Here is a 19,451-nt window from a genome sequence, read left to right on the forward strand (position 1 = left end):
GCAGGAGTATGTGATGGAGCAGGAGAACGATTCGGAAAAGCTGGCCGAGCAGGTAACAACTCCGCCCATGCAGCTTGTTTTTGAGGCACTGGCATCAGCCCCACGCCGCAAAATCCTGGCCTATCTCACCCATTCGGATCTTACGGCTGGTGAAATAGCTGCACGCTTTGACATGTCGAAACCCTCCATCTCGCAGCATCTCAATGTGCTGGAAACCGCTGGCTTGATCTCGGGCAAACGCGAAGGCCAATTCATCCGCTACTCGCTGACGCCGAACAAGCTGGTGAATACACTCAACAGCTTTGTTCAAGACGTCTGCCCTGTAGGGCGACCGCTTAAGAAAGAGAGCAAGGTATTGGCAGAGTTGAAAAAAAGCACAAAGGAGCGATGAACGCTCGATAGAGACCGTTCAACGTGCTGCGGAGTTCGTATCGCTGATGCTCAGGCTCGCTCCACCACGGCTTCAGCCTTTTCCTCGCCACCCGCCAGTGTTGCCACGAATGCATCCAGACCGGCGGCCTCGTCCTTGCTCAGGCGCAGACCCTGTTTCGTGCGTCGCCAGAGAATGTCCTCGGCCGCGCAGGCCCATTCATGCTCGATCAGCCAGCGCACCTCGCATTCGTAGAGCGTGCCGCCAAAATGCCGGCCGAGGCCGGAGACATCGGTGGCGCTGCCCAACAGTTCCACTGCCTTGGTGCCGTAGTTTCTGACAAGCCGCTCGGCATGACGGCCATCGAGGAAGGGATAACGGGAGACAAGCGCCTGCACCTGCGCCTCATATCTTTCGACGCCGAAATCGCCGCCGGGAAGATGCGAGCCCGCCGTCCACGGCTTACCCTTTTCGCCAATCGCCGCGCCGATCTTTTCCAGCGCATGTTCCGCCAGCCGCCGATAGGTGGTCAGCTTGCCACCGAAAATATTGAGAAGCGGCGCTTCGCCTTCCCCCTCTTCCACTTTCAGCACATAATCGCGCGTCGCTTCCTGCGCTTTCGAAGCGCCGTCATCAAAAAGCGGCCGCACACCGGAATAGGTCCAGACGATATCTTCCGGCCGAACCGGCTCATTGAAATATTCGCTGGCCGCGTTGCAGAGATAGGAAATTTCATCTTCGGAGATGCGAACCCTAGCCGGATCGCCCTTGTAATCGCGGTCCGTGGTGCCGATCAGCGTGAAATCTCGCTCATAGGGAATGGCGAAGATGATGCGGTTATCCGGGTTCTGGAAGAAATAGGCGCGCGGGTCGGAAAACTTCCTGCGCACGATGATATGGCTGCCCTGAACGAGCCGGACATTATGTACGTCGTTGCGGCCGAAGACGCCGGAAAGCACATTGTCCACCCAGGGACCCGCGGCATTGACCAGCATACGCGCCTTGTGCGTGGCCGCGCGTCCGGTTTTTTCATCCAGCGTCTCGATGAGCCACAAGCCGCCTTCGCGCCGTGCGGAAACGACCCGCGTGCGGTTCATGATTGTCGCGCCGCGATCCGCCGCGTCGCGCGCGTTGAGGACCACGAAACGGGCGTCATCCACCCAGCCGTCGGAATATTCGAAGGCCCTGGTGAAAGCCGGCTTCAGCGGCTTGCCCGCCGGGTCCTTGCGAAGATCGAGCGTGCGTGTCGCCGGCAGAAGCTTGCGGCCGCCGAGATTGTCATAAAGGAACAGGCCGAGCCGCACCATCCATGCCGGGCGCACGCCGCCTTTCTGGATGGGCAAAACGAAACGCATGGGCCAGATGACATGCGGGGCCATGGCCCAGAGGATTTCCCGCTCCATCAGCGCTTCGCGCACCAGACGAAACTCGTAATGTTCGAGATAACGCAGGCCGCCATGAATGAGCTTGGTGGCGGCGGAAGACGTGCCCGAAGCGAAATCACCCTTTTCCGCAAGCGCCACGGAATAGCCCCTGCCCACGGCATCGCGGGCAATGCCGCAGCCATTGATACCGCCACCGATGACAAAAAGATCGAAAATATTCTCGCCGGACATAGAGCCTCCACGACAGCGTCGGGGGATCGTGTCCCCATCGTTGAAAGACAATTGCCATAAAAACGAAAACAAAACGAATGTCAAAAGAAAACAAACGAAACACGTTCCGGCAAAGATGAACGGCCGCTGCGCGCCGTCCACCGTATGGCCAGCCTCTTACGGGGTCTGTGTTTCAGCCATGTGTCGGGGAAACCTGCTCAAGCTCATAGAGCACGCCGCCCATATCCTTCGGATGCAGGAAAAGAACGGGATTGCCATGCGCGCCGATCTTCGGCTCGCCGTCCCCCAGAATTCGAACGCCTTTTTTGACGAGATCGTCGCGGGCCGCGAGAATATCAGGCACTTCGAAGCAGAGATGATGCGTGCCGCCGCCCGGATTTCTCTCGAGAAAAGCGGCAATCGGCGAATTTTCGCCGAGCGGATAAAGAAGTTCGATCTTGGTATTTTCAGCCTGAATGAAAACCACGGTCACACCGTGTTCCGGCAGGGATTGCGGTTCCGAGACATCTGCGCCCAACAGCCTGTAGCGGGCAATGGCGGCTTCGAGATCGGGCACCGCGATGGCGACGTGATTCAATCTTCCGAACATGGCCGTCTTTCCCTCACGCGTTCCGCCTGACGCCTTCGAGCAGGTCAAGGACCTTGTTGGCGGCATCCATGACATTGGTGCCGGGGCCGAAAATCGCCGAGACACCGTGGTCGAGCAGGAACTGATAATCCTGCCGTGGAATGACGCCGCCAACAACGACGATAATGTCTTCCGCGCCCTTCTTTTTCAGCGCCTCGACCAGCTGCGGCGCAAGCGTCTTGTGGCCAGCGGCAAGCGACGACATGCCGACCACATGCACCCTGTTCTGGATGGCGAGATCAGCCGCTTCAACGGGTGTCTGAAACAGGGGGCCGGCCAGCACATCGAAACCGATATCGCCGAAGGCGGAGGCGATGACCTTCGCGCCGCGATCATGCCCGTCCTGCCCGAGTTTGGCGACCATGATGCGCGGCTTGGTGCCGATCCTCTCAGCCACACCGGAAAGCCGGGCGGCGAGCGTGGCAAGTTCCGGCTCGTCCTTATAGGCCTCGCCGTATATATCGCTCACCACTTCCGGCACGGCGGCATGGTCGCCGAAGGCCGCACGCAGCGCATCGGAAATCTCTCCCACCGTGGCGCGGGCGCGGGCAGCGACAACGGCGGCTTCGAGAATATTGCCCTTGCCGCTGCGGGCGATCTCGGAAAGTGCTGCCAAAGCGGCGGTCACGTCCTTGCCATCGCGGCGACGGCGCGTTTCTTCGATGCGGCGGATCTGCGCGGCGCGCACGGCGGCGTTGTCGATATCGAGAACATCAATATCCTCTTCGTTTTCGAGACGGTAACGGTTGACGCCGACGATAACCTCTTCGCCCTTGTCCACCGCCGCCTGGCGGCGTGTCGCCGCCTCCTCGATCAGCCGTTTCGGCAGGCCTTCCGCAACTGCCTTGGTCATACCGCCAAGCGCCTCGACCTCCTCGATCAGCGCCCAGGCCTTCTCTGCCAGCTCGTCCGTCAGGCTCTCGACATAATAGGAGCCGGCCAACGGATCGACCACCTTGGTAATACCGGTTTCGTGCTGAAGGATAAGCTGGGTATTGCGGGCGATGCGGGCGGAAAACTCCGTCGGCAGGGCAATCGCCTCATCGAAGGAGTTGGTGTGCAGCGACTGCGTGCCGCCGAGCACGGCGGACATGGCCTCAAAGGCGGTGCGGACGATATTGTTATAGGGGTCCTGTTCCTGCAGCGAGACGCCCGACGTCTGGCAATGGGTGCGCAGCATCAGCGACGACGCCTTCTGCGGCTTGAACTCCTCCATGATGCGCGACCAGAGCAGGCGCGCGGCGCGAAGCTTGGCCGCCTCCATGAAGAAATTCATGCCGATGGCGAAAAAGAACGACAGGCGCCCGGCGAAATCATCGACATTCAGCCCCTTGGCCAAAGCAGCGCGCACATATTCGCGGCCATCCGCCAGCGTGAAGGCAAGCTCCTGCACGAGCGTCGCACCCGCTTCCTGCATGTGATAGCCGGAAATGGAGATGGAGTTGAATTTCGGCATCTCCTTCGCCGTATATTCGATGATGTCGGCAATGATCCGCATCGAGGGTTCCGGCGGATAGATATAGGTATTGCGGACCATGAACTCCTTGAGGATATCGTTCTGGATGGTGCCGGAAAGGGCGGCGCGAGGAACGCCCTGTTCTTCCCCCGCAACGATGAAACTGGCGAGCACCGGAATGACCGCGCCATTCATGGTCATCGACACCGAGACTTTTTCGAGCGGGATGCCGTCGAACAGGATTTTCATGTCTTCGACGCTGTCGATCGCCACGCCCGCCTTACCGACATCGCCTTCGACGCGCGGGTGATCGCTGTCATAACCGCGATGAGTGGCGAGATCGAAGGCAACGGAAACGCCCTGCTGGCCGGCGGCGAGCGCCTTGCGGTAAAAGGCGTTCGAGGCTTCGGCCGTGGAAAAACCGGCATATTGACGGATGGTCCAGGGCCGCCCGGCATACATGGTGGCACGCGGGCCGCGCGTGAAAGGCGAAAAGCCCGGCAGGCTGTCGAGATGGGAAATCTTTTGAAGATCGTCAGCCGTATAGAGCGGCTTGACCTCGATGCCTTCGGGCGTGTGCCAGACGAGCGTTTCCGGTGAGCGCTTCAGCTCCTTTTCGGCAAGCTGCAGCCAATCCCGCACCGTTTTTTCACCCGACATGCATCTCTCCCCTTGTGCATTTCATTTTAGCACTGTGGCGGGTGATCGTGACGAAAATCGAACAATCCGCCCGCAGGTCCGACCCCGTAAACCGCTCCGGCCCACATGCGTTCCGGAAAAACGGCAGCGGCCATCACTCGAATTCGAGGATCACTTCATCCACCGCAAGGCTGTCGCCCGGTTTTGCCGCCACTCTGGCAACGCGGCCGCGTTTTTCCGCACGCAGGATGTTTTCCATCTTCATGGCCTCCACCGTCGCCAGCGCCTGCCCGGCCTCCACCTCATCGCCCTCACCCACCGAAATACCGGTGATGACGCCCGGCATGGGGCAAAGCAGCAGTTTCGAGGTATCCGGCGGTAGCTTTTCCGGCATCAGCAGCGCCAGTTCCGCCACACGCGGGCTACGCACATGGGCACGAATATCCATGCCGCGCCAGCGCAGGCGGATCGCAGCACCTGCAAGATCGACCTTGGCGGCGATAACCTCACCTTCCACCGTGAACAGGCCAAGGCTCTGGCCGGGAAGCCAGCCGGTATCGACGGTGAGCGCCGCCCCGTCTTCAAAACGGACCGCCGTGCCATCCGTGCCGGTTTCAACGGCGACCCTGTGGCGAGAAGCACCAAACGACACCGCCCAGTCCTGGCCAACAATGCGGCGGTGATTGCCGATGGTGCCGGAAATTTCGACCGCGCGGCTCTGCAGCCGCTGATGGATGATGGCGGCGATGGCGGAAAGCTGGCACGCCGTGGCCTCATCCGGTTCCGCGCCGGAAAACCCTTCCGGAAACTCTTCCGCGATAAAACCCGTCGTCAGGCGGCCAGCGCGGAAACGCTCATGCTGCATGACGGCCGACAGGAAGGGCAGATTGTGGCCGATACCCTCCACCTCGAAACGATCCAGCGCCTGCCCCATGGCGTCGATGGCGGTTTCACGATCCTTGCCTAGAGCGCACAGCTTGGCGATCATCGGATCGTAATACATCGAGATTTCGCCACCTTCGAAGACGCCGGTATCGTTGCGGATAACCGTTCCGTTCGCCTGCGCACCTTCCTGCGGTGGGCGATAACGCGTCAGCCGGCCGATGGAGGGCAGGAAGTTGCGGTAGGGGTCTTCGGCATAAAGCCGGCTTTCGATGGCCCAGCCGTTCAGCTTCATATCCGCCTGCCCGAAGGAGAGCTTTTCACCTGATGCCACACGGATCATCTGCTCAACCAGATCGATGCCGGTGATGAGTTCCGTTACCGGATGTTCCACCTGCAGGCGGGTGTTCATTTCCAGAAAGTAGAAATTCCTCTCGCCATCGACGATGAATTCCACCGTGCCGGCCGAGTGGTAACCGACGGCTCTCGCCAGCGCCACGGCTTGCTCGCCCATGGCTTTGCGGGTCGCTTCGTCCAGAAAGGGTGATGGCGCTTCCTCTATGACTTTCTGGTTACGCCGCTGGATTGAGCATTCGCGCTCACCCAGATAAAGTGTGTTGCCGTGCTTGTCGCCCAGCACCTGAATTTCAATGTGGCGCGGCTGGGTGACGAATTTTTCGATGAAGATGCGGTCGTCGCCAAAGGAGGATTTCGCCTCGTTTTTCGAGGAATGGAAACCCTCGCGCGCCTCGGCATCGTTGAAAGCGATGCGCATGCCCTTACCGCCGCCGCCGGCCGACGCCTTGATCATGACGGGATAACCGATCTGCGAAGCGATCCTCACCGCCTCATCCGCATCCTCGATCAGCCCCATATGGCCGGGAACGGTGGAAACGCCCGCTTTCGCAGCCAGTTTCTTGGAGGTGATCTTATCGCCCATGGCCTTGATGGCGCCAACAGGCGGACCGATGAAAACGACGCCCGCCTTTTCCAGCGCCTCGGCAAAGGCCGCATTTTCCGACAGGAAACCGTAACCGGGATGAACAGCATCCGCCCCGGTCTTCGCTATTGCCTCAAGAATCCTGTCGATGACGATATAGGACTGCGACGAAGGGGCCGGGCCGATATGAACGGCCTCATCCGCTTGTCTCACATGCAGCGCATTGGCATCCGCATCCGAATAGACCGCGACAGTGGCGATGCCCATTTTCTTCGCCGTCTTGATGACCCGGCAGGCGATCTCGCCGCGATTGGCGATGAGGATTTTCTTGATCATGCGGTTATTCTCCCCCTCTTCCCCTCACGGCAAATGCCGTACCCCGTCGTCAGATCTCGAAGAAATTCTCGAAGGATTCCGGGAAGTTCTGCCGCGCAACGCGCTCATCAATCACCAGCATTGCCTGATAGGAAAGCGGATCGAAATTCTTCTCCGCCGGCACGACCTCGCGACCGAAGAGGAGGTTGAGGCGGGCGGCGTCGAGATTGCCGCGCTCGAAGGGCTCGGCACCGAAATGGTGCCAGAGCGAGTGCAGGAAGGCGGCATCGATGCGATGCTCCTTGGTGTCGTTGCGCGCCCGGCGGGGTATCATCTTGATAGGTGTTACCCCTTTGGGGTTGGCGCGGCGGATGGTGAACTGGACGCCCGTGCTCGGCATGCCGGAGGGAAATCCCTTGTGTTTGGTCATTTCGGGCAGGTTCGCCATCTTTTGTCCTTCCAGAACATTTCCATTAAAAGCTGCCTTGCTTTTACGTCCGGAAATGCGCCAATTCAAATAGTTAGAGCGCTTTTGGCGCTCTAATCTTTTCTTACGCCTTGCCGATCTTGTCCTGCGTCTTCGTCTCGAAGTCGGAGGCATCGTGGCGTTCATGCAATTGTTCGGACGGATCGCCCGAGGTCTTGTTGACGATCACGCCACGCTTGACCGCCGGGCGTTCGCCGATTTCGAGCGTCCAGCGCATGACGTTTTTGTAACCGTCGGCTTCAAGGAACGCACCGGCATCGCCATAGGCCTGACCGAGCGCAATCTTGCCGTACCACGGCCAGACGGCCATGTCGGCGATCGTATATTGATCACCCGCCAGATAGCGGTTCTCAGCCAGATGCCGGTCCAGCACGTCGAGCTGGCGTTTGACTTCCATGGCGTAGCGGTCGATGGCGTATTTGATCTTCACCGGCGCATAGGCATAAAAATGGCCGAAACCGCCGCCGAGGAAGGGGGCGGAGCCCATCTGCCAGAACAGCCAGTTCAGCGCTTGCGTGCGGGCATTGCCCTCTTTCGGCAGGAAGGCGCCGAATTTTTCCGCGAGGTAAACGAGAATCGAGCCGCTTTCGAAAACGCGCGTCGGCTCAGACGTCGAGTGATCCATCAGCGCCGGGATCTTGGAATTCGGATTGACACCGACGAAACCGGAACCGAACTGGTCACCTTCACCGATCTTGATCAGCCAGGCATCATAGTCTGCGCCCTTGTGGCCGGCGGCCAGCAATTCTTCCAGCATGATGGTGACCTTCTGGCCGTTCGGCGTCGCCAGCGAATAAAGCTGCAGCGGGTGCTTGCCGACCGGCAGTTCCTTTTCATGGGTGGGACCGGCAATCGGGCGGTTGATACTGGCGAACTGGCCGCCATTGCCCTTGTCCCAGGTCCAGACCTTGGGCACTTCATATCCGGCGGGGAAATTATCTGCGGAGGAATTCTCGGCCATAAAAATCTGTCCTTGTGCGTTTCGGGAGGACATCCGGACATCCGGGCGCCTGAACAAACATATAGTAAGGTGGCCGAAGCATTTTTCCAGTCTCAGAGCGGAATAGTGTCGTGTTTCTTCCAGCGGGTTTCCACGCTCTTGTTACGCAGCGACGCGAAGGCGCGGGCGATGCGGCGGCGTGAGGAATGCGGCATGATCACCTCATCGATAAAACCGCGTTCCGCCGCCACAAAGGGATTGGCGAAACGCTCCTCATATTCCTTCGTGCGCGCGGCGATCTTCTCCGGATCGGAAAGCTCGGAACGATAGAGGATTTCCGCCGCACCCTTCGCGCCCATCACGGCAATTTCCGCCGTCGGCCAGGCGTAATTCACGTCCGCGCCGATATGTTTGGAGGCCATCACGTCATAAGCGCCGCCATAGGCCTTGCGGGTGATCAGCGTCACCATCGGCACCGTCGCTTCCGAATAGGCGAAAAGAAGTTTTGCGCCGTGCTTGATGACGCCGCCATATTCCTGCGCGGTTCCCGGCAGGAAGCCCGGCACATCCACCAGCGTCAGCAGCGGAATGTTGAAGGCATCGCAAAAACGCACGAAACGGGCGGCCTTGCGCGAACTGTCGATATCAAGGCAGCCGGCCAGCACCATCGGCTGGTTGGCGACAACCCCCACCGTCTGGCCTTCGAGACGGATGAAGCCGGTGATGATGTTGCGGGCGAAGGCCTCCTGCAGCTCGAAGAAATCGCCCTCATCGGCCAGCGCGTGGATCAGCTCCTTCATGTCATAGGGCTTGTTGGAACTATCAGGGATCAGCGTATCGAGACGTGCTTCCAGCCGGGCCGGATCGTCGTGGAACGGGCGCACCGGCGGCTTTTCGCGGTTGTTGAGCGGCAGGAAATCGAACAGCAGCCGCACATGTTCCAGCGTCTCGATGTCGTTTTCATAAGCGCCATCGGCGACAGACGATTTTTTCGTATGGGTGGAGGCCCCGCCCAGCTCTTCGGCCGTAACGATCTCGTTGGTGACAGTCTTCACCACATCCGGCCCGGTCACGAACATGTAGGAGGTATCGCGCACCATGAAGATGAAATCGGTCATGGCCGGCGAATAAACCGCACCGCCCGCACAGGGCCCCATGATGACGGAGATTTGCGGCACGACGCCGGAGGCGATGACATTGCGCTTGAACACATCGGCATAACCGCCGAGCGAGGCCACGCCCTCCTGAATGCGCGCGCCGCCGCTGTCGTTGAGACCGATCACCGGCGCCCCGTTGCGCACCGCCATATCCATGATCTTGCAGATTTTCTGGGCATGGGTTTCCGAGAGCGAACCGCCAAGCACAGTGAAATCCTGCGAAAACACATAGACCTGACGGCCATTGATGGTGCCCCAGCCGGTAACGACACCGTCACCCGCCACCTTCTGCTCCGCCATGCCGAAATCCACCGCCCGGTGGGTGACATACATGTCATACTCTTCGAAGGAACCTTCATCCAGGAGCACGTCGATACGCTCGCGCGCCGTCAGCTTGCCCTTGCCATGCTGCGCTTCAATGCGTTTGACGCCGCCGCCGAGCCGCGCTTCGTCGCGGCGCGACTGCAATTGCTCCAGAATGCTGGGCATGTTTCCTCCATGCGTTTTCCCAAAATCAATAGCTTAGAAAACATTCGCCTAGAAGCCTTGATCGTGCGCGTATGCGTGCCATAAATATTTGCAATGTATAATTTTGCAAAGTTGCAACATGGCGACGGAAAAACTCTTCATCGGCCGTAAGGTTCGCGGCCTTCGCGAAAACGCCCGCGCCACGCAGGCGCAATTTGCCGAACGGCTGGGCATTTCCGCGAGCTACCTGAACCAGATCGAAAACAACCAGCGACCGGTTTCGGCCAGCGTTCTGGTGACGCTGGTGGAAAAATTCCAGCTCGACATGGCGGAACTGGCGACCGGTGAAAGCGACCGGCTGGTTTCCGCCGTGCGCGAGGCGCTGAAAGACCCGCTGTTCCTGAATTACGAGCCGGGGCTTCAGGAGTTGAAGCTGATTGCCCAGAACGCGCCGGGTTTTGCCCATGCGTTGCTGCGCGCCCATCAGGCCTATCGCCAGAACAGCGAGCAACTGGTGCAGCTGGATGACCGGCTTGGCCGCGGCACCGCGCAGGTGGAAAGAACCCCCTATGAGGAGGTGCGCGACTTCTTCCACTTCGTCGACAATTACGTCGCCGAGATCGATCTTCTGGCCGAGGAGCTGGCGGAAGAACTGGAGATAGAAGGCGGCGAGACCTATGGCATTCTGGCGGCGCATCTGAAGAGCCGTTACGGCATCCATATCACCCGAACCGAGGCGGCGGGCGGTCTGATCCGGCACTACGATCCTGCCAGCAAGACGCTCGCTCTCAGCTCCTACATGGCCGCGCCGACCCGCTGCTTTCAGCTTGCATTGCAGATCGCCCAGCTTCACGCCGGCGCAACGGTGGACAGAGTGCTGGCCGGCGCCGGTTTCCGCAATGCGGAAGCCGCGGAAATCTGTCGTATCGGGCTGCATAATTATTTCGCCGCCGCCCTCATCCTGCCCTATGGCCGCTTTCACCGGGCGGCGCAGGAACTGCGCCACGATCTCGAGCTTCTGGCCGTTCGTTTCGGCGCAAGCCTTGAGCAGGTGGCTCACCGGCTCAGTACCCTGCAGCGGCCGGGCATAAAAGGCGTGCCGATCTTTTTCGCCAAGATCGACCGCGCCGGCAACATCACCAAACGCCACAGCGCCACGCGGCTGCAATTTGCCCGTTTCGGCGCGGCCTGTCCGCTGTGGAATATCCACCAGGCCTTCGAAAGCTCCGACAGGATCGTGCGGCAGCTCGCCGAAACGCCTGACGGCGTACGCTATCTTTCCATCGCCACGCAGATCGAAAAGGCCGGCGCCGGGTTCAACACGGAGAGACCGCGTTATGCCATCGCGCTCGGCTGCGAAATTTCCCATGCGCAGAATTTCGTTTATGCCGATACGCTCGATCTCGGCAATGCGGCATCGTTCAAACCCATCGGCATTTCCTGTCGGGTCTGCGAGAGGGTTGATTGCGTGCAGCGCGCCGTGCCGCCGCTGAAACGCAAGCTGCATTTCGATCATCTTTCGCGCGGAGCCCTGCCCTACAGTATCGCCGATTTTTGACCCCGCTCAGGGCAGCGGCACCATGGCGCGCCGCATGATGTTAGCGTAGTAGCCCCAGAAAAGCCGCGCGGCCACAGAGCGCCATGGCGACCAGATTGTTGCCCGCTCCGCCAGCCATTTCGCTTCCGGCCTGACCTCCAGGGCAAGCGCATGCGCGACCGCCGATCTCAGCGCCACATCGCCGACCGGAAAAATATCCGGGTGCCCGCCGCAGAACATCAGATAGACCTCCGCCGTCCACGGGCCGATACCGCGAAGCGCAACCAGCTCGGAAAGGGCCGCACGCCCCTCCTTGCGCACCACGCCGTCAAGATCGATCTGCCCTTCCGTGACGGCGCGCGCCAGCCCTTCCAGCGTCGTCGCCTTGGCGCGCGAAAGGCCGAAGGTGGCGCGCAATTCCTCCGGTGCGGCCAGATAATTTTCCGCCGTGACCGCGCCGCCGGTGCCGGCAAGGATACGCGCCCATATGGCATTGGCGCTGGCGCGCGACACCATCTGCGAAACGACGATATGGGCAAGGCCGGAAAAGCCGGGCTCATGAATGCGCAGTTCCAGCGGACCGGCTTTTTCGATGACGAGGCCGAGAGCCGGATCGAGTTGGGCGAGATGCTCCAGCCCTTCGCTGATGTCATCCATCCCGGTGATGATTTTCATGTCCGTCATTCCATATGCCGCCAGCCGCTGGCGGGGTGCTTTAAAACATGGCAGAAGAAACCATGCCTTCGCCTCTCCGTCAAAAACCGGTTTACCGTTTTGCGCCAAGCCCCAATGGCCTGCTGCATCTCGGCCACGCGCTTTCCGCCTTCCTGAACCATGATATGGCGCGAGACAATGACGGCCGCTTTCTGCTGCGCATCGAGGATATCGATCAGACGCGCTGCACACCGGAGCTGGAACGGGCAATCTATGATGACCTTGGCTGGCTGGGTCTCGACTGGGAGAAACCGGTGCGGCGGCAATCGGAGCATTTCGATGAATACCGCGTGGCGTTGGACAGGCTGATCGAGGCAGGGCTCGCTTACCCTGCCTTTTTGAGCCGTCGAGAAACCAAGGCAATCGTTCGTACTTTCGAGGCGGAGGGAGGGCTCTGGCCGCGCGATGCCGATGGCGCGCCGCTTTACCCGGCCATAGACCGGGAGAGGCCAAAGGCGGAGCGGGATGCGCTGCTCGCCTCCGGCCGTCCGCACGCCTGGCGGCTCAACATGGAAAAGGCGATCCGCGCCGCCGGCATCCCTTTATTCTGGGAAGAGAGCGGCGATGGTGAGTCAGGGCAGATCGAGGCCCTGCCCGCGCTTTGGGGCGATGTGGTACTGTCGCGTTCCGACGCGCCTTCGAGCTATCATCTTTCCGTTGTGGTGGATGATGCGCTACAGGGCATAACCCATGTGGTACGCGGTATGGATCTCTACCACGCCACCGCCATTCACCGGCTGCTACAACACCTGCTGGACCTGCCGCAACCGGCTTACCACCATCACCGGCTGATCTTGGGCGCGGACGGGCGCAAGCTCTCGAAAAGCGAAGGCAGCACCGGACTTTCCGCCCTTCGTTCGGAAGGTGCAGCGCCCTCAGATATCCGCCGGCTTGTCGGGCTCCTCTAGAACCTGCTCGCGACGCGCGCTGTTGCCGCCGATATTGCGGCGGATGATCTGCCGGACCTTGTATTTCATCAGGGCGGCATTCATCTCCGCTCCGAGCATGAAGATGACGCCGACCATATAAAGAAACACCAGCACCACCATCACCGAGGCGAGACCGGCATAGGTCGCGGCATAATTGGCGAAGGTGGAGAGATAATAGGCGAAGATCGCCGCGCCGATGACCCAGAAGATCATCGTCAGCAGAATGCCGGGCCAGACATCCCAGATGCGGCGCTTGCCGGCGGGAAGCCACAGATGCGCCGCCACCAGCCCCGCTGTCAGAACCACGATGGTGCCGTAAAGACCAAGGCTGGAGACGGTGTTCAGAACATCCGTCAGCCAAGGGAATTTCTCCTCCGCAAAGGACATGGCGACCGGCACCGCGACAAGCACGATACTGATGCCGGTGAAGACCACAACGGCGATCAACACGTAAAGCAGGCTGAGCAGGCGGGTGACATACCACCAGCGCGTTTCCGTGACTCGATAGGCGCGGTTCAGCGAAATGCGCAGCGCTTCCACACCATTGGACGCAAAATAGGCGGCCGCCAGCACCGAAATCGTCAGCAGCCCGCCGCGCGGAATGGTCAGCACCTGCTGCACCTGCGCCGCGAGCGGCCCGGCAATCGCTTCCGGCCAGGTGTCGAAAATCAGATGCACCGCCGTTTCGGAAAACTGATCCGCTCCCAGAAAACCGGCGAGAGCCGTGCCGAAGATCAGGAACGGAAAAAGGGCCAGCAGAATGGACAGCGCCATATGGCTCGCCATCGCCCAGCCGTCATCCTCGGCGAAATGGGAATAGGCATCGAAGGCAACCTTGCCTGCCAGGCGCACTGCGGCAACCATGTCACCTCCATTCATCGGCATTTCATTTGTAACTTCGAGCCGAATATGGGAAATCAGCTTCGCTTTGTACAGCGCGCAAGGTCGGCTTTCGGTTCCGTCACCGAGAAGGATTTTGCGCAATGCGATTTTCACGGACCGGTCAACCGGGCCAGAGCAATAGTCGATTTCCCGGAGCGGCATATGTCTGAAAAGCCCGTCATCATCATCACAGGCTGCTCCTCGGGCATCGGCGCCCATTGCGCCGGCGCGCTCCAACGCGACGGTTGGCGGGTCTTCGCCACCGTGCGGCGCATCGTTGATATGGCCGCGCTGGAAAATCAGGGCATCGAAACGCTGATCATGGACTATACCAAGCCGGAAACTATCGCCGCCCTGGTGGAGACGGTGGCAACGCGCACGGGAGGCCGTATCGACGCGCTCTTCAACAATGGCGCCTATGGCCAGCCGGGCGCGGTGGAAGATCTGCCTGTCGAAGCGCTGCGGGCGCAGTTCGAAACCAATGTCTTTGGCTGGCACGATCTGACACGGCGGGTCATTCCCTTCATGCGTGCCCGCGGCGCAGGCCGGATCGTGCATTGCTCCTCCATTCTCGGCCTCGTCCCCTATCGTTATCGCGGCGCCTATACCGCATCGAAATTCGCGATCGAGGGGCTGGGAGTGACGCTGCGGATGGAACTTCAGGGCAGCGGTATTCACGTGAGCCTGATAGAACCGGGGCCGATCACCTCTAAATTCACGGCGACCGCGCTTGCCCATATCAAGGGGAATATTGATCTCGAGAATTCTGCCCATGCGGCGGAATACAAACGACAGCTGGCGCGGATGGACGGTTCCGGCCCTGTCAGCCGCCACAAGCTTGGCCCCGATGCCGTCTACACTGTGCTGAAACACGCCTTGACCGCGCCAAGACCGAAGCCGCATTATCCCGTTACCGTTCCTGCCAAACAGGGGCTCCTGCTGAAACGGCTCTTGCCTGCCGGACTGTTCTATCGTCTGTTGCGCAGGTTCGATTGAGGAGGAATCACCCCGCATGTCCGGCTTCACCACCGTTCTCGCCCTTATTGTCATGGGCCTTGTCGTCATCGTGCTGATACGCGGCCTGTTCAACATGCTGAAGGGGCAGGACGCCAACCGTTCCAACAAGCTGATGCAGCTTCGCCTTCTCCTGCAGGCCATCGCGATCGCGCTGATCATGCTCACCCTCTGGCTCACCGGCGGCGGCCGTTGACATGGTGAAGCTGAACAAAATCTACACCCGCACCGGCGACAAGGGCACGACGGCGCTGGTGTCCGGCCCGCGCCGCCTGAAGCACGATCTTCGCGTCGAGGCCTATGGCACGGTGGACGAGACGAATTCGGCCATCGGCGTGGCGCGGCTTCACACAAGTGGCCTTGATAAGACGCTGGATGAGATGCTGTTTCGCATCCAGAACGACCTCTTCGATCTGGGCGCCGATCTCGCCACGCCGGATAGCGGCGAACCACTCTCCTATGAACCGTTGCGTATCGTCGAAAGCCAGGTCACCCGGCTGGAAAACGAAATCGACGAGCTCAACGCCACACTCGAACCGCTGACCTCTTTCGTGCTGCCGGGCGGCAGCGCCGCGGCGGCCAATCTGCACATGGCGCGCACCATCTGCCGCCGGGCGGAACGGCTGATGGTGGAACTTTCGGTCTCCAAAAACGAGATCGTGAGCGCGGCTGCCCTGAAATATGCCAACCGCCTGTCTGACTTCCTGTTCGTCGCCGCCCGTTTTGCCAATGATGCGGGCAAGGCCGACATATTGTGGATTCCCGGCAAGAACCGCTAAAGCGCGTCAATTGCGCAACCAAAGGGCATTCGATGTTCATACCGCTGCACGATGCGAATTCCCTCAAACACATCCGGCTGCAATATGTCACGATCGGCCTGATTGTGGTCAATGTGCTGGTCTGGCTGTTTACCGGTGTACTTGCCAGCGACACGCAGGCCAATGCCGCCGCACTCGGCCTCGGCTTTATTCCCGCGGTGGTTTTCGATTACGCCTATCTCGAGCCGGCCCTGCAGGTGGTGCCAGACGATGTGACAGTGATCACCTACGCATTTCTGCATCTGGATTTCTGGCATCTGGCCGGCAACATGCTGTTTCTCTGGGTTTTCGGTGACAATGTCGAGGATGCGCTCGGCCATTTCCGTTTCCTGATCTTTTACATCGCCTGCGCCATTGCCGGTGCGCTGTTGCACGGTTTTGTCGCCCCCACTTCGGAAGGGCCGCTGATCGGCGCATCCGGTGCGGTTTCCGGCGTCGTCGCGGCCTATTTCCTGCTGCACCCAAAGGTGCGTGTCTGGGTGCTGGTCTTCATGCGCATTCCGCTTCCTCTGCCCGCCTTCATTCCGCTGGCGCTGTGGATCGGCCAGCAGTTCCTGATGCTGGCGCTCGGGCTGGAAGAGAACGTGTCCTGGGGAGCGCATGTCGGTGGCATAGTGGCGGGCGCAATCATGGTGATTTTCATGCGCAGGCCCGATGTTCCGCTGTTTGACCGCACCATTGTTCCGCCCAAGGCGGCGCAGTTCAAGAATCCGTCGCAAACGGCAGGGTTGTCGCAAATCGAACGGGGCTATGACGGGAGCTGATGAGCCCATGGCGAAGAGATAACGTATTTACGTTAACGTCAACGTAAGATATGCCTTGCGTGCATGTGATAATGAACATTGCTCCGTTGTAATTGCGGGAAAAATGCTTATCCATGTCGCCAACCTGTTTTTGGAGGTCCGCGCGGTCTACTTATCTCGCGGACAGGAGTTTGAGGAAAGCCGCCGATGAAGATCCTTGTCCCCGTCAAACGAGTCGTCGATTACAACGTGAAGATCCGCGTGAAATCGGATGGTTCTGGCGTTGAGCTTGCCAATGTGAAGATGTCGATGAACCCGTTCGACGAAATCTCCGTGGAAGAGGCGCTGCGCCTGAAGGAAGCCGGCAAGGCCGAAGAGGTTGTGGTGGTCTCCATTGGCCCCGCCAAGGCGGAAGAAACGCTGCGTACCGCGCTCGCCATGGGCGCCGACCGCGCCATCCTGATCGAGACCGACGAAACGGTCGAGCCGCTGGCCGTCGCCAAGCTTCTGAAGGGCGTGGCGGAAGCCGAACAGCCCGGCCTCGTCATCGTCGGCAAGCAGGCGATCGACGACGATTCGAACCAGACCGGCCAGATGCTGGCAGCATTGCTCGGCTGGGGCCAGGGCACCTTCGCCTCCAAGGTCGAGCCTTCCGACGGCAAGGTTGCCGTGACGCGTGAAGTGGATGGCGGCTTGCAGACCGTTGAGCTGAAGCTTCCCGCCGTCGTCACCACCGACCTTCGTCTCAATGAACCGCGTTATGCTTCGCTGCCGAACATCATGAAGGCGAAGAAGAAGCCGCTCGACAAGAAGGCTCCGGCCGATTTCGGTGTCGATGTTTCGCCGCGCCTGAAGGTGTTGAAGACCGAGGAGCCGGCAGGCCGCAAGGCTGGCATCAAGGTCGGTTCGGTTGCCGAGCTGGTCGAAAAGCTCAAAGCCGACGGCGTCCTCTAAGGTTTCGGAAAAGGGAGATATTCTTATGGCCATTCTTCTTCTGGCAGAACACGACAACGCAACCCTTTCCGACCTGACGGGCAAGACGCTGACAGCGGCAACCCAGATCGGCGGCGACGTTCACATTCTGGTTGCCGGTTCCGGTGCAAAGGGTGCCGCCGACGCTGCCGCGAAACTCTCCGGCGTTTCCAAGGTGCTGCTCGCCGATGACGCATCCTATGCCAATGCGCTCGCCGAGCCGCTGGCGGCGCTGATCGTCTCGCTCGCCCCTTCTTATGACGTCATCATCGCACCGGCGACCGCCTCCGCCAAGAACGTCACGCCGCGCGTTGCGGCCCTCCTCGACGTGGCCCAGGTCTCGGAAATCATCGAAGTCGTCAGCCCTGACACCTTCAAGCGCCCGATCTATGCCGGCAACGCCATCCAGACGGTGCAGGCGACCGATGCGAAGAAGGTGATCACCGTACGTCCGACCGCCTTTGCCGCCGCGGCCGAAGGTGGTTCGGCAGCAGTCGAAACCATCGGTGCTGCTGCAAACCCCGGCCTTTCCAGCTTCGTTTCCGACGCGCTGGCCTCGTCCGACCGTCCGGAACTGACATCGGCCAAGATCATCATCTCGGGCGGCCGCGCGCTCGGTTCGTCGGAAAAGTTCAAGGAAGTCATCCTTCCCGTCGCCGACAAGCTGGGTGCAGCCGTCGGCGCCAGCCGTGCGGCCGTCGATGCGGGCTATGCGCCGAACGACTGGCAGGTTGGCCAGACCGGCAAGGTGGTTGCGCCGCAGCTTTACATCGCCGCCGGTATTTCCGGCGCCATCCAGCACCTGGCCGGCATGAAGGACTCAAAGGTCATCGTCGCCATCAACAAGGACGAGGAAGCGCCAATCTTCCAGGTCGCCGATTATGGCCTCGTCGCAGATCTGTTCGTGGCGCTGCCGGAACTCGAAAAGGCGCTGTGATTTTCAACAGCTATCGGGGGCGGTGCGTTTTTTAAACGCACCGCCTTCTCTTTTGCGGCGATATGCGTAACATCGCCGACCAGAACGCAGATGAAATCCCCAAGAGGAGACCAGCATATGACCGCCCCCTTTAAAAATATCGGTGTCATCGGAGCCGGTCAGATGGGTTGCGGCATCGCGCATGTTTCCGCCTTGGCGGGTTACAAGGTTCATATTTATGACCTTTCCAAGGACGGCATTGAAGCCGGTCTTGCCACGATCAATGGCAACCTCGCCCGCCAGGTCACCAACGGCAAACTTTCGGACGACGCCCGAAAAGAGGCGCTGGCGCTCATCAGCGGCTCGACGGATATCAACGACCTCGCACCGATGGATCTCGTCATCGAGGCGGCAACCGAAAATGAAGAGATCAAGCGCAAGATTTATGCGCAAGTCTGCCCCGTGCTGAAGCCCGAAGCGCTTTTGGCCACCAATACCTCGTCCCTCTCCATTACCCGCCTTGCATCCGCTACCGACCGCCCCGAACAGTTCATGGGCATCCACTTCATGAATCCGGTTCCGGTGATGAAGCTGGTGGAACTGGTGCGCGGCATCGCCACCAACGAAAAGACCTTCGATGCGGCCAAGGATTATGTGCGGACGCTGGAAAAGGCGATCACCGTCGCCGAGGATTTCCCGGCCTTCATCGTCAACCGTATCCTGCTGCCGATGATCAACGAGGCGATCTATACGCTTTATGAGGGCGTCGGCTCGGTGGAGGCCATCGATACCGCCATGCGGCTCGGTGCCAACCACCCGATGGGACCGTTGCAGCTTGCCGATTTCATCGGTCTCGACACCTGTTTGTCGATCATGCAGGTGCTGCATGACGGCCTCTCCGACAGCAAATACCGCCCCTGCCCGCTGCTGGTCAAATATGTCGAGGCCGGCTGGCTCGGCCGCAAATCCGGCCGCGGCTTCTACGACTATCGCGGCGAGACGCCGGTTCCGACGCGCTAAAGCCCAAG

19 protein-coding genes are annotated in these 19,451 nt (G+C 60.2%); 10 read left to right on the forward strand and 9 right to left on the reverse strand.

Features of this window, described 5'->3' with window-relative positions:
• The first annotated feature begins 13 nt into the window (after positions 1–13).
• On the forward strand, positions 14–391 hold the full coding sequence (locus AGR13A_RS17395) for a metalloregulator ArsR/SmtB family transcription factor (RefSeq protein ID WP_035222633.1): 378 nt from the start codon (positions 14–16) through the stop codon (positions 389–391).
• A 50-nt stretch (positions 392–441) separates the two neighbouring features.
• On the opposite strand, the gene AGR13A_RS17400 is transcribed toward AGR13A_RS17395, so the two are convergent.
• The 7 genes from AGR13A_RS17400 to AGR13A_RS17430 all read right to left on the reverse strand — a co-directional run bounded on the left by AGR13A_RS17400 (position 442) and on the right by AGR13A_RS17430 (position 9,919).
• Positions 442–1,986, reverse strand: a complete 1,545-nt coding sequence (locus AGR13A_RS17400) for a glycerol-3-phosphate dehydrogenase (RefSeq protein ID WP_080838001.1) — start codon at positions 1,984–1,986, stop codon at positions 442–444.
• A 172-nt stretch (positions 1,987–2,158) separates the two neighbouring features.
• Positions 2,159–2,575 (reverse strand): methylmalonyl-CoA epimerase, encoded by a 417-nt coding sequence (gene mce, locus AGR13A_RS17405; protein ID WP_080838003.1) that lies wholly within the window; start codon positions 2,573–2,575, stop codon positions 2,159–2,161.
• 13 nt (positions 2,576–2,588) lie between these two features.
• A complete protein-coding gene (scpA, locus tag AGR13A_RS17410) occupies positions 2,589–4,730 on the reverse strand; it encodes a methylmalonyl-CoA mutase (RefSeq protein ID WP_080838007.1) in 2,142 nt (713 codons plus the stop codon).
• A gap of 133 nt (positions 4,731–4,863) precedes the next feature.
• A complete protein-coding gene (locus tag AGR13A_RS17415; RefSeq protein WP_080838010.1) occupies positions 4,864–6,867 on the reverse strand; it encodes an acetyl-CoA carboxylase biotin carboxylase subunit in 2,004 nt (667 codons plus the stop codon).
• 49 nt (positions 6,868–6,916) lie between these two features.
• Positions 6,917–7,294 carry a hypothetical protein gene (locus tag AGR13A_RS17420; protein ID WP_003520841.1) on the reverse strand — a complete coding sequence of 126 codons (378 nt, stop codon included), beginning with the start codon at positions 7,292–7,294 and terminating at the stop codon, positions 6,917–6,919.
• A 103-nt stretch (positions 7,295–7,397) separates the two neighbouring features.
• On the reverse strand, positions 7,398–8,294 hold the full coding sequence (yghU, locus tag AGR13A_RS17425; protein ID WP_080838013.1) for a glutathione-dependent disulfide-bond oxidoreductase: 897 nt from the start codon (positions 8,292–8,294) through the stop codon (positions 7,398–7,400).
• A gap of 92 nt (positions 8,295–8,386) precedes the next feature.
• Positions 8,387–9,919, reverse strand: coding sequence for an acyl-CoA carboxylase subunit beta (locus AGR13A_RS17430; RefSeq protein WP_080838017.1), 1,533 nt, complete (start codon positions 9,917–9,919; stop codon positions 8,387–8,389).
• Between the two features lie 118 nt (positions 9,920–10,037).
• Here AGR13A_RS17430 and AGR13A_RS17435 point away from each other — a divergent pair, with 118 nt between their 5' ends.
• Entirely contained in the window at positions 10,038–11,456 is a 1,419-nt protein-coding gene (locus tag AGR13A_RS17435; RefSeq protein ID WP_080838020.1) for a helix-turn-helix domain-containing protein, read from the forward strand.
• A 6-nt stretch (positions 11,457–11,462) separates the two neighbouring features.
• Here AGR13A_RS17435 and AGR13A_RS17440 read toward each other — a convergent pair whose 3' ends face one another.
• Positions 11,463–12,119 carry a DNA-3-methyladenine glycosylase family protein gene (locus AGR13A_RS17440; protein WP_208612408.1) on the reverse strand — a complete coding sequence of 219 codons (657 nt, stop codon included), beginning with the start codon at positions 12,117–12,119 and terminating at the stop codon, positions 11,463–11,465.
• A gap of 38 nt (positions 12,120–12,157) precedes the next feature.
• On the opposite strand from AGR13A_RS17440, the gene gluQRS reads away from it, so the two are divergent.
• Complete coding sequence (gene gluQRS, locus AGR13A_RS17445; protein WP_080838023.1) at positions 12,158–13,057, forward strand: tRNA glutamyl-Q(34) synthetase GluQRS; 900 nt, start codon at positions 12,158–12,160, stop codon at positions 13,055–13,057.
• On the opposite strand, the gene AGR13A_RS17450 is transcribed toward gluQRS, so the two are convergent.
• Positions 13,025–13,942, reverse strand: a complete 918-nt coding sequence (locus tag AGR13A_RS17450; protein ID WP_080840281.1) for a YihY/virulence factor BrkB family protein — start codon at positions 13,940–13,942, stop codon at positions 13,025–13,027. The two genes, gluQRS and AGR13A_RS17450, sit on opposite strands and share 33 nt — an antisense overlap.
• Positions 13,943–14,122: 180 nt before the next feature.
• Here AGR13A_RS17450 and AGR13A_RS17455 point away from each other — a divergent pair, with 180 nt between their 5' ends.
• The 7 genes from AGR13A_RS17455 to AGR13A_RS17485 all read left to right on the forward strand — a co-directional run bounded on the left by AGR13A_RS17455 (position 14,123) and on the right by AGR13A_RS17485 (position 19,443).
• Positions 14,123–14,956 (forward strand): SDR family oxidoreductase, encoded by an 834-nt coding sequence (locus tag AGR13A_RS17455; protein ID WP_080838026.1) that lies wholly within the window; start codon positions 14,123–14,125, stop codon positions 14,954–14,956.
• Between the two features lie 16 nt (positions 14,957–14,972).
• Positions 14,973–15,170: a twin transmembrane helix small protein gene (locus AGR13A_RS17460; RefSeq protein ID WP_004445622.1), complete on the forward strand. Its 198-nt coding sequence runs from the start codon at positions 14,973–14,975 to the stop codon at positions 15,168–15,170.
• 1 nt (position 15,171) lies between these two features.
• Complete coding sequence (locus AGR13A_RS17465) at positions 15,172–15,753, forward strand: cob(I)yrinic acid a,c-diamide adenosyltransferase (RefSeq protein ID WP_080838029.1); 582 nt, start codon at positions 15,172–15,174, stop codon at positions 15,751–15,753.
• A 32-nt stretch (positions 15,754–15,785) separates the two neighbouring features.
• Positions 15,786–16,556, forward strand: coding sequence for a rhomboid family intramembrane serine protease (locus AGR13A_RS17470; RefSeq protein ID WP_035222606.1), 771 nt, complete (start codon positions 15,786–15,788; stop codon positions 16,554–16,556).
• 186 nt (positions 16,557–16,742) lie between these two features.
• A complete protein-coding gene (locus AGR13A_RS17475) occupies positions 16,743–17,489 on the forward strand; it encodes an electron transfer flavoprotein subunit beta/FixA family protein (protein WP_035222604.1) in 747 nt (248 codons plus the stop codon).
• A 25-nt stretch (positions 17,490–17,514) separates the two neighbouring features.
• Positions 17,515–18,444, forward strand: coding sequence for an electron transfer flavoprotein subunit alpha/FixB family protein (locus AGR13A_RS17480; protein WP_080838031.1), 930 nt, complete (start codon positions 17,515–17,517; stop codon positions 18,442–18,444).
• Between the two features lie 117 nt (positions 18,445–18,561).
• Positions 18,562–19,443, forward strand: a complete 882-nt coding sequence (locus AGR13A_RS17485) for a 3-hydroxybutyryl-CoA dehydrogenase (RefSeq protein ID WP_035222597.1) — start codon at positions 18,562–18,564, stop codon at positions 19,441–19,443.
• The last annotated feature ends 8 nt before the right edge of the window (positions 19,444–19,451 follow it).

The organism is Agrobacterium genomosp. 13 str. CFBP 6927 (assembly GCA_900012615.1).
GTDB lineage: Bacteria > Pseudomonadota > Alphaproteobacteria > Rhizobiales > Rhizobiaceae > Agrobacterium.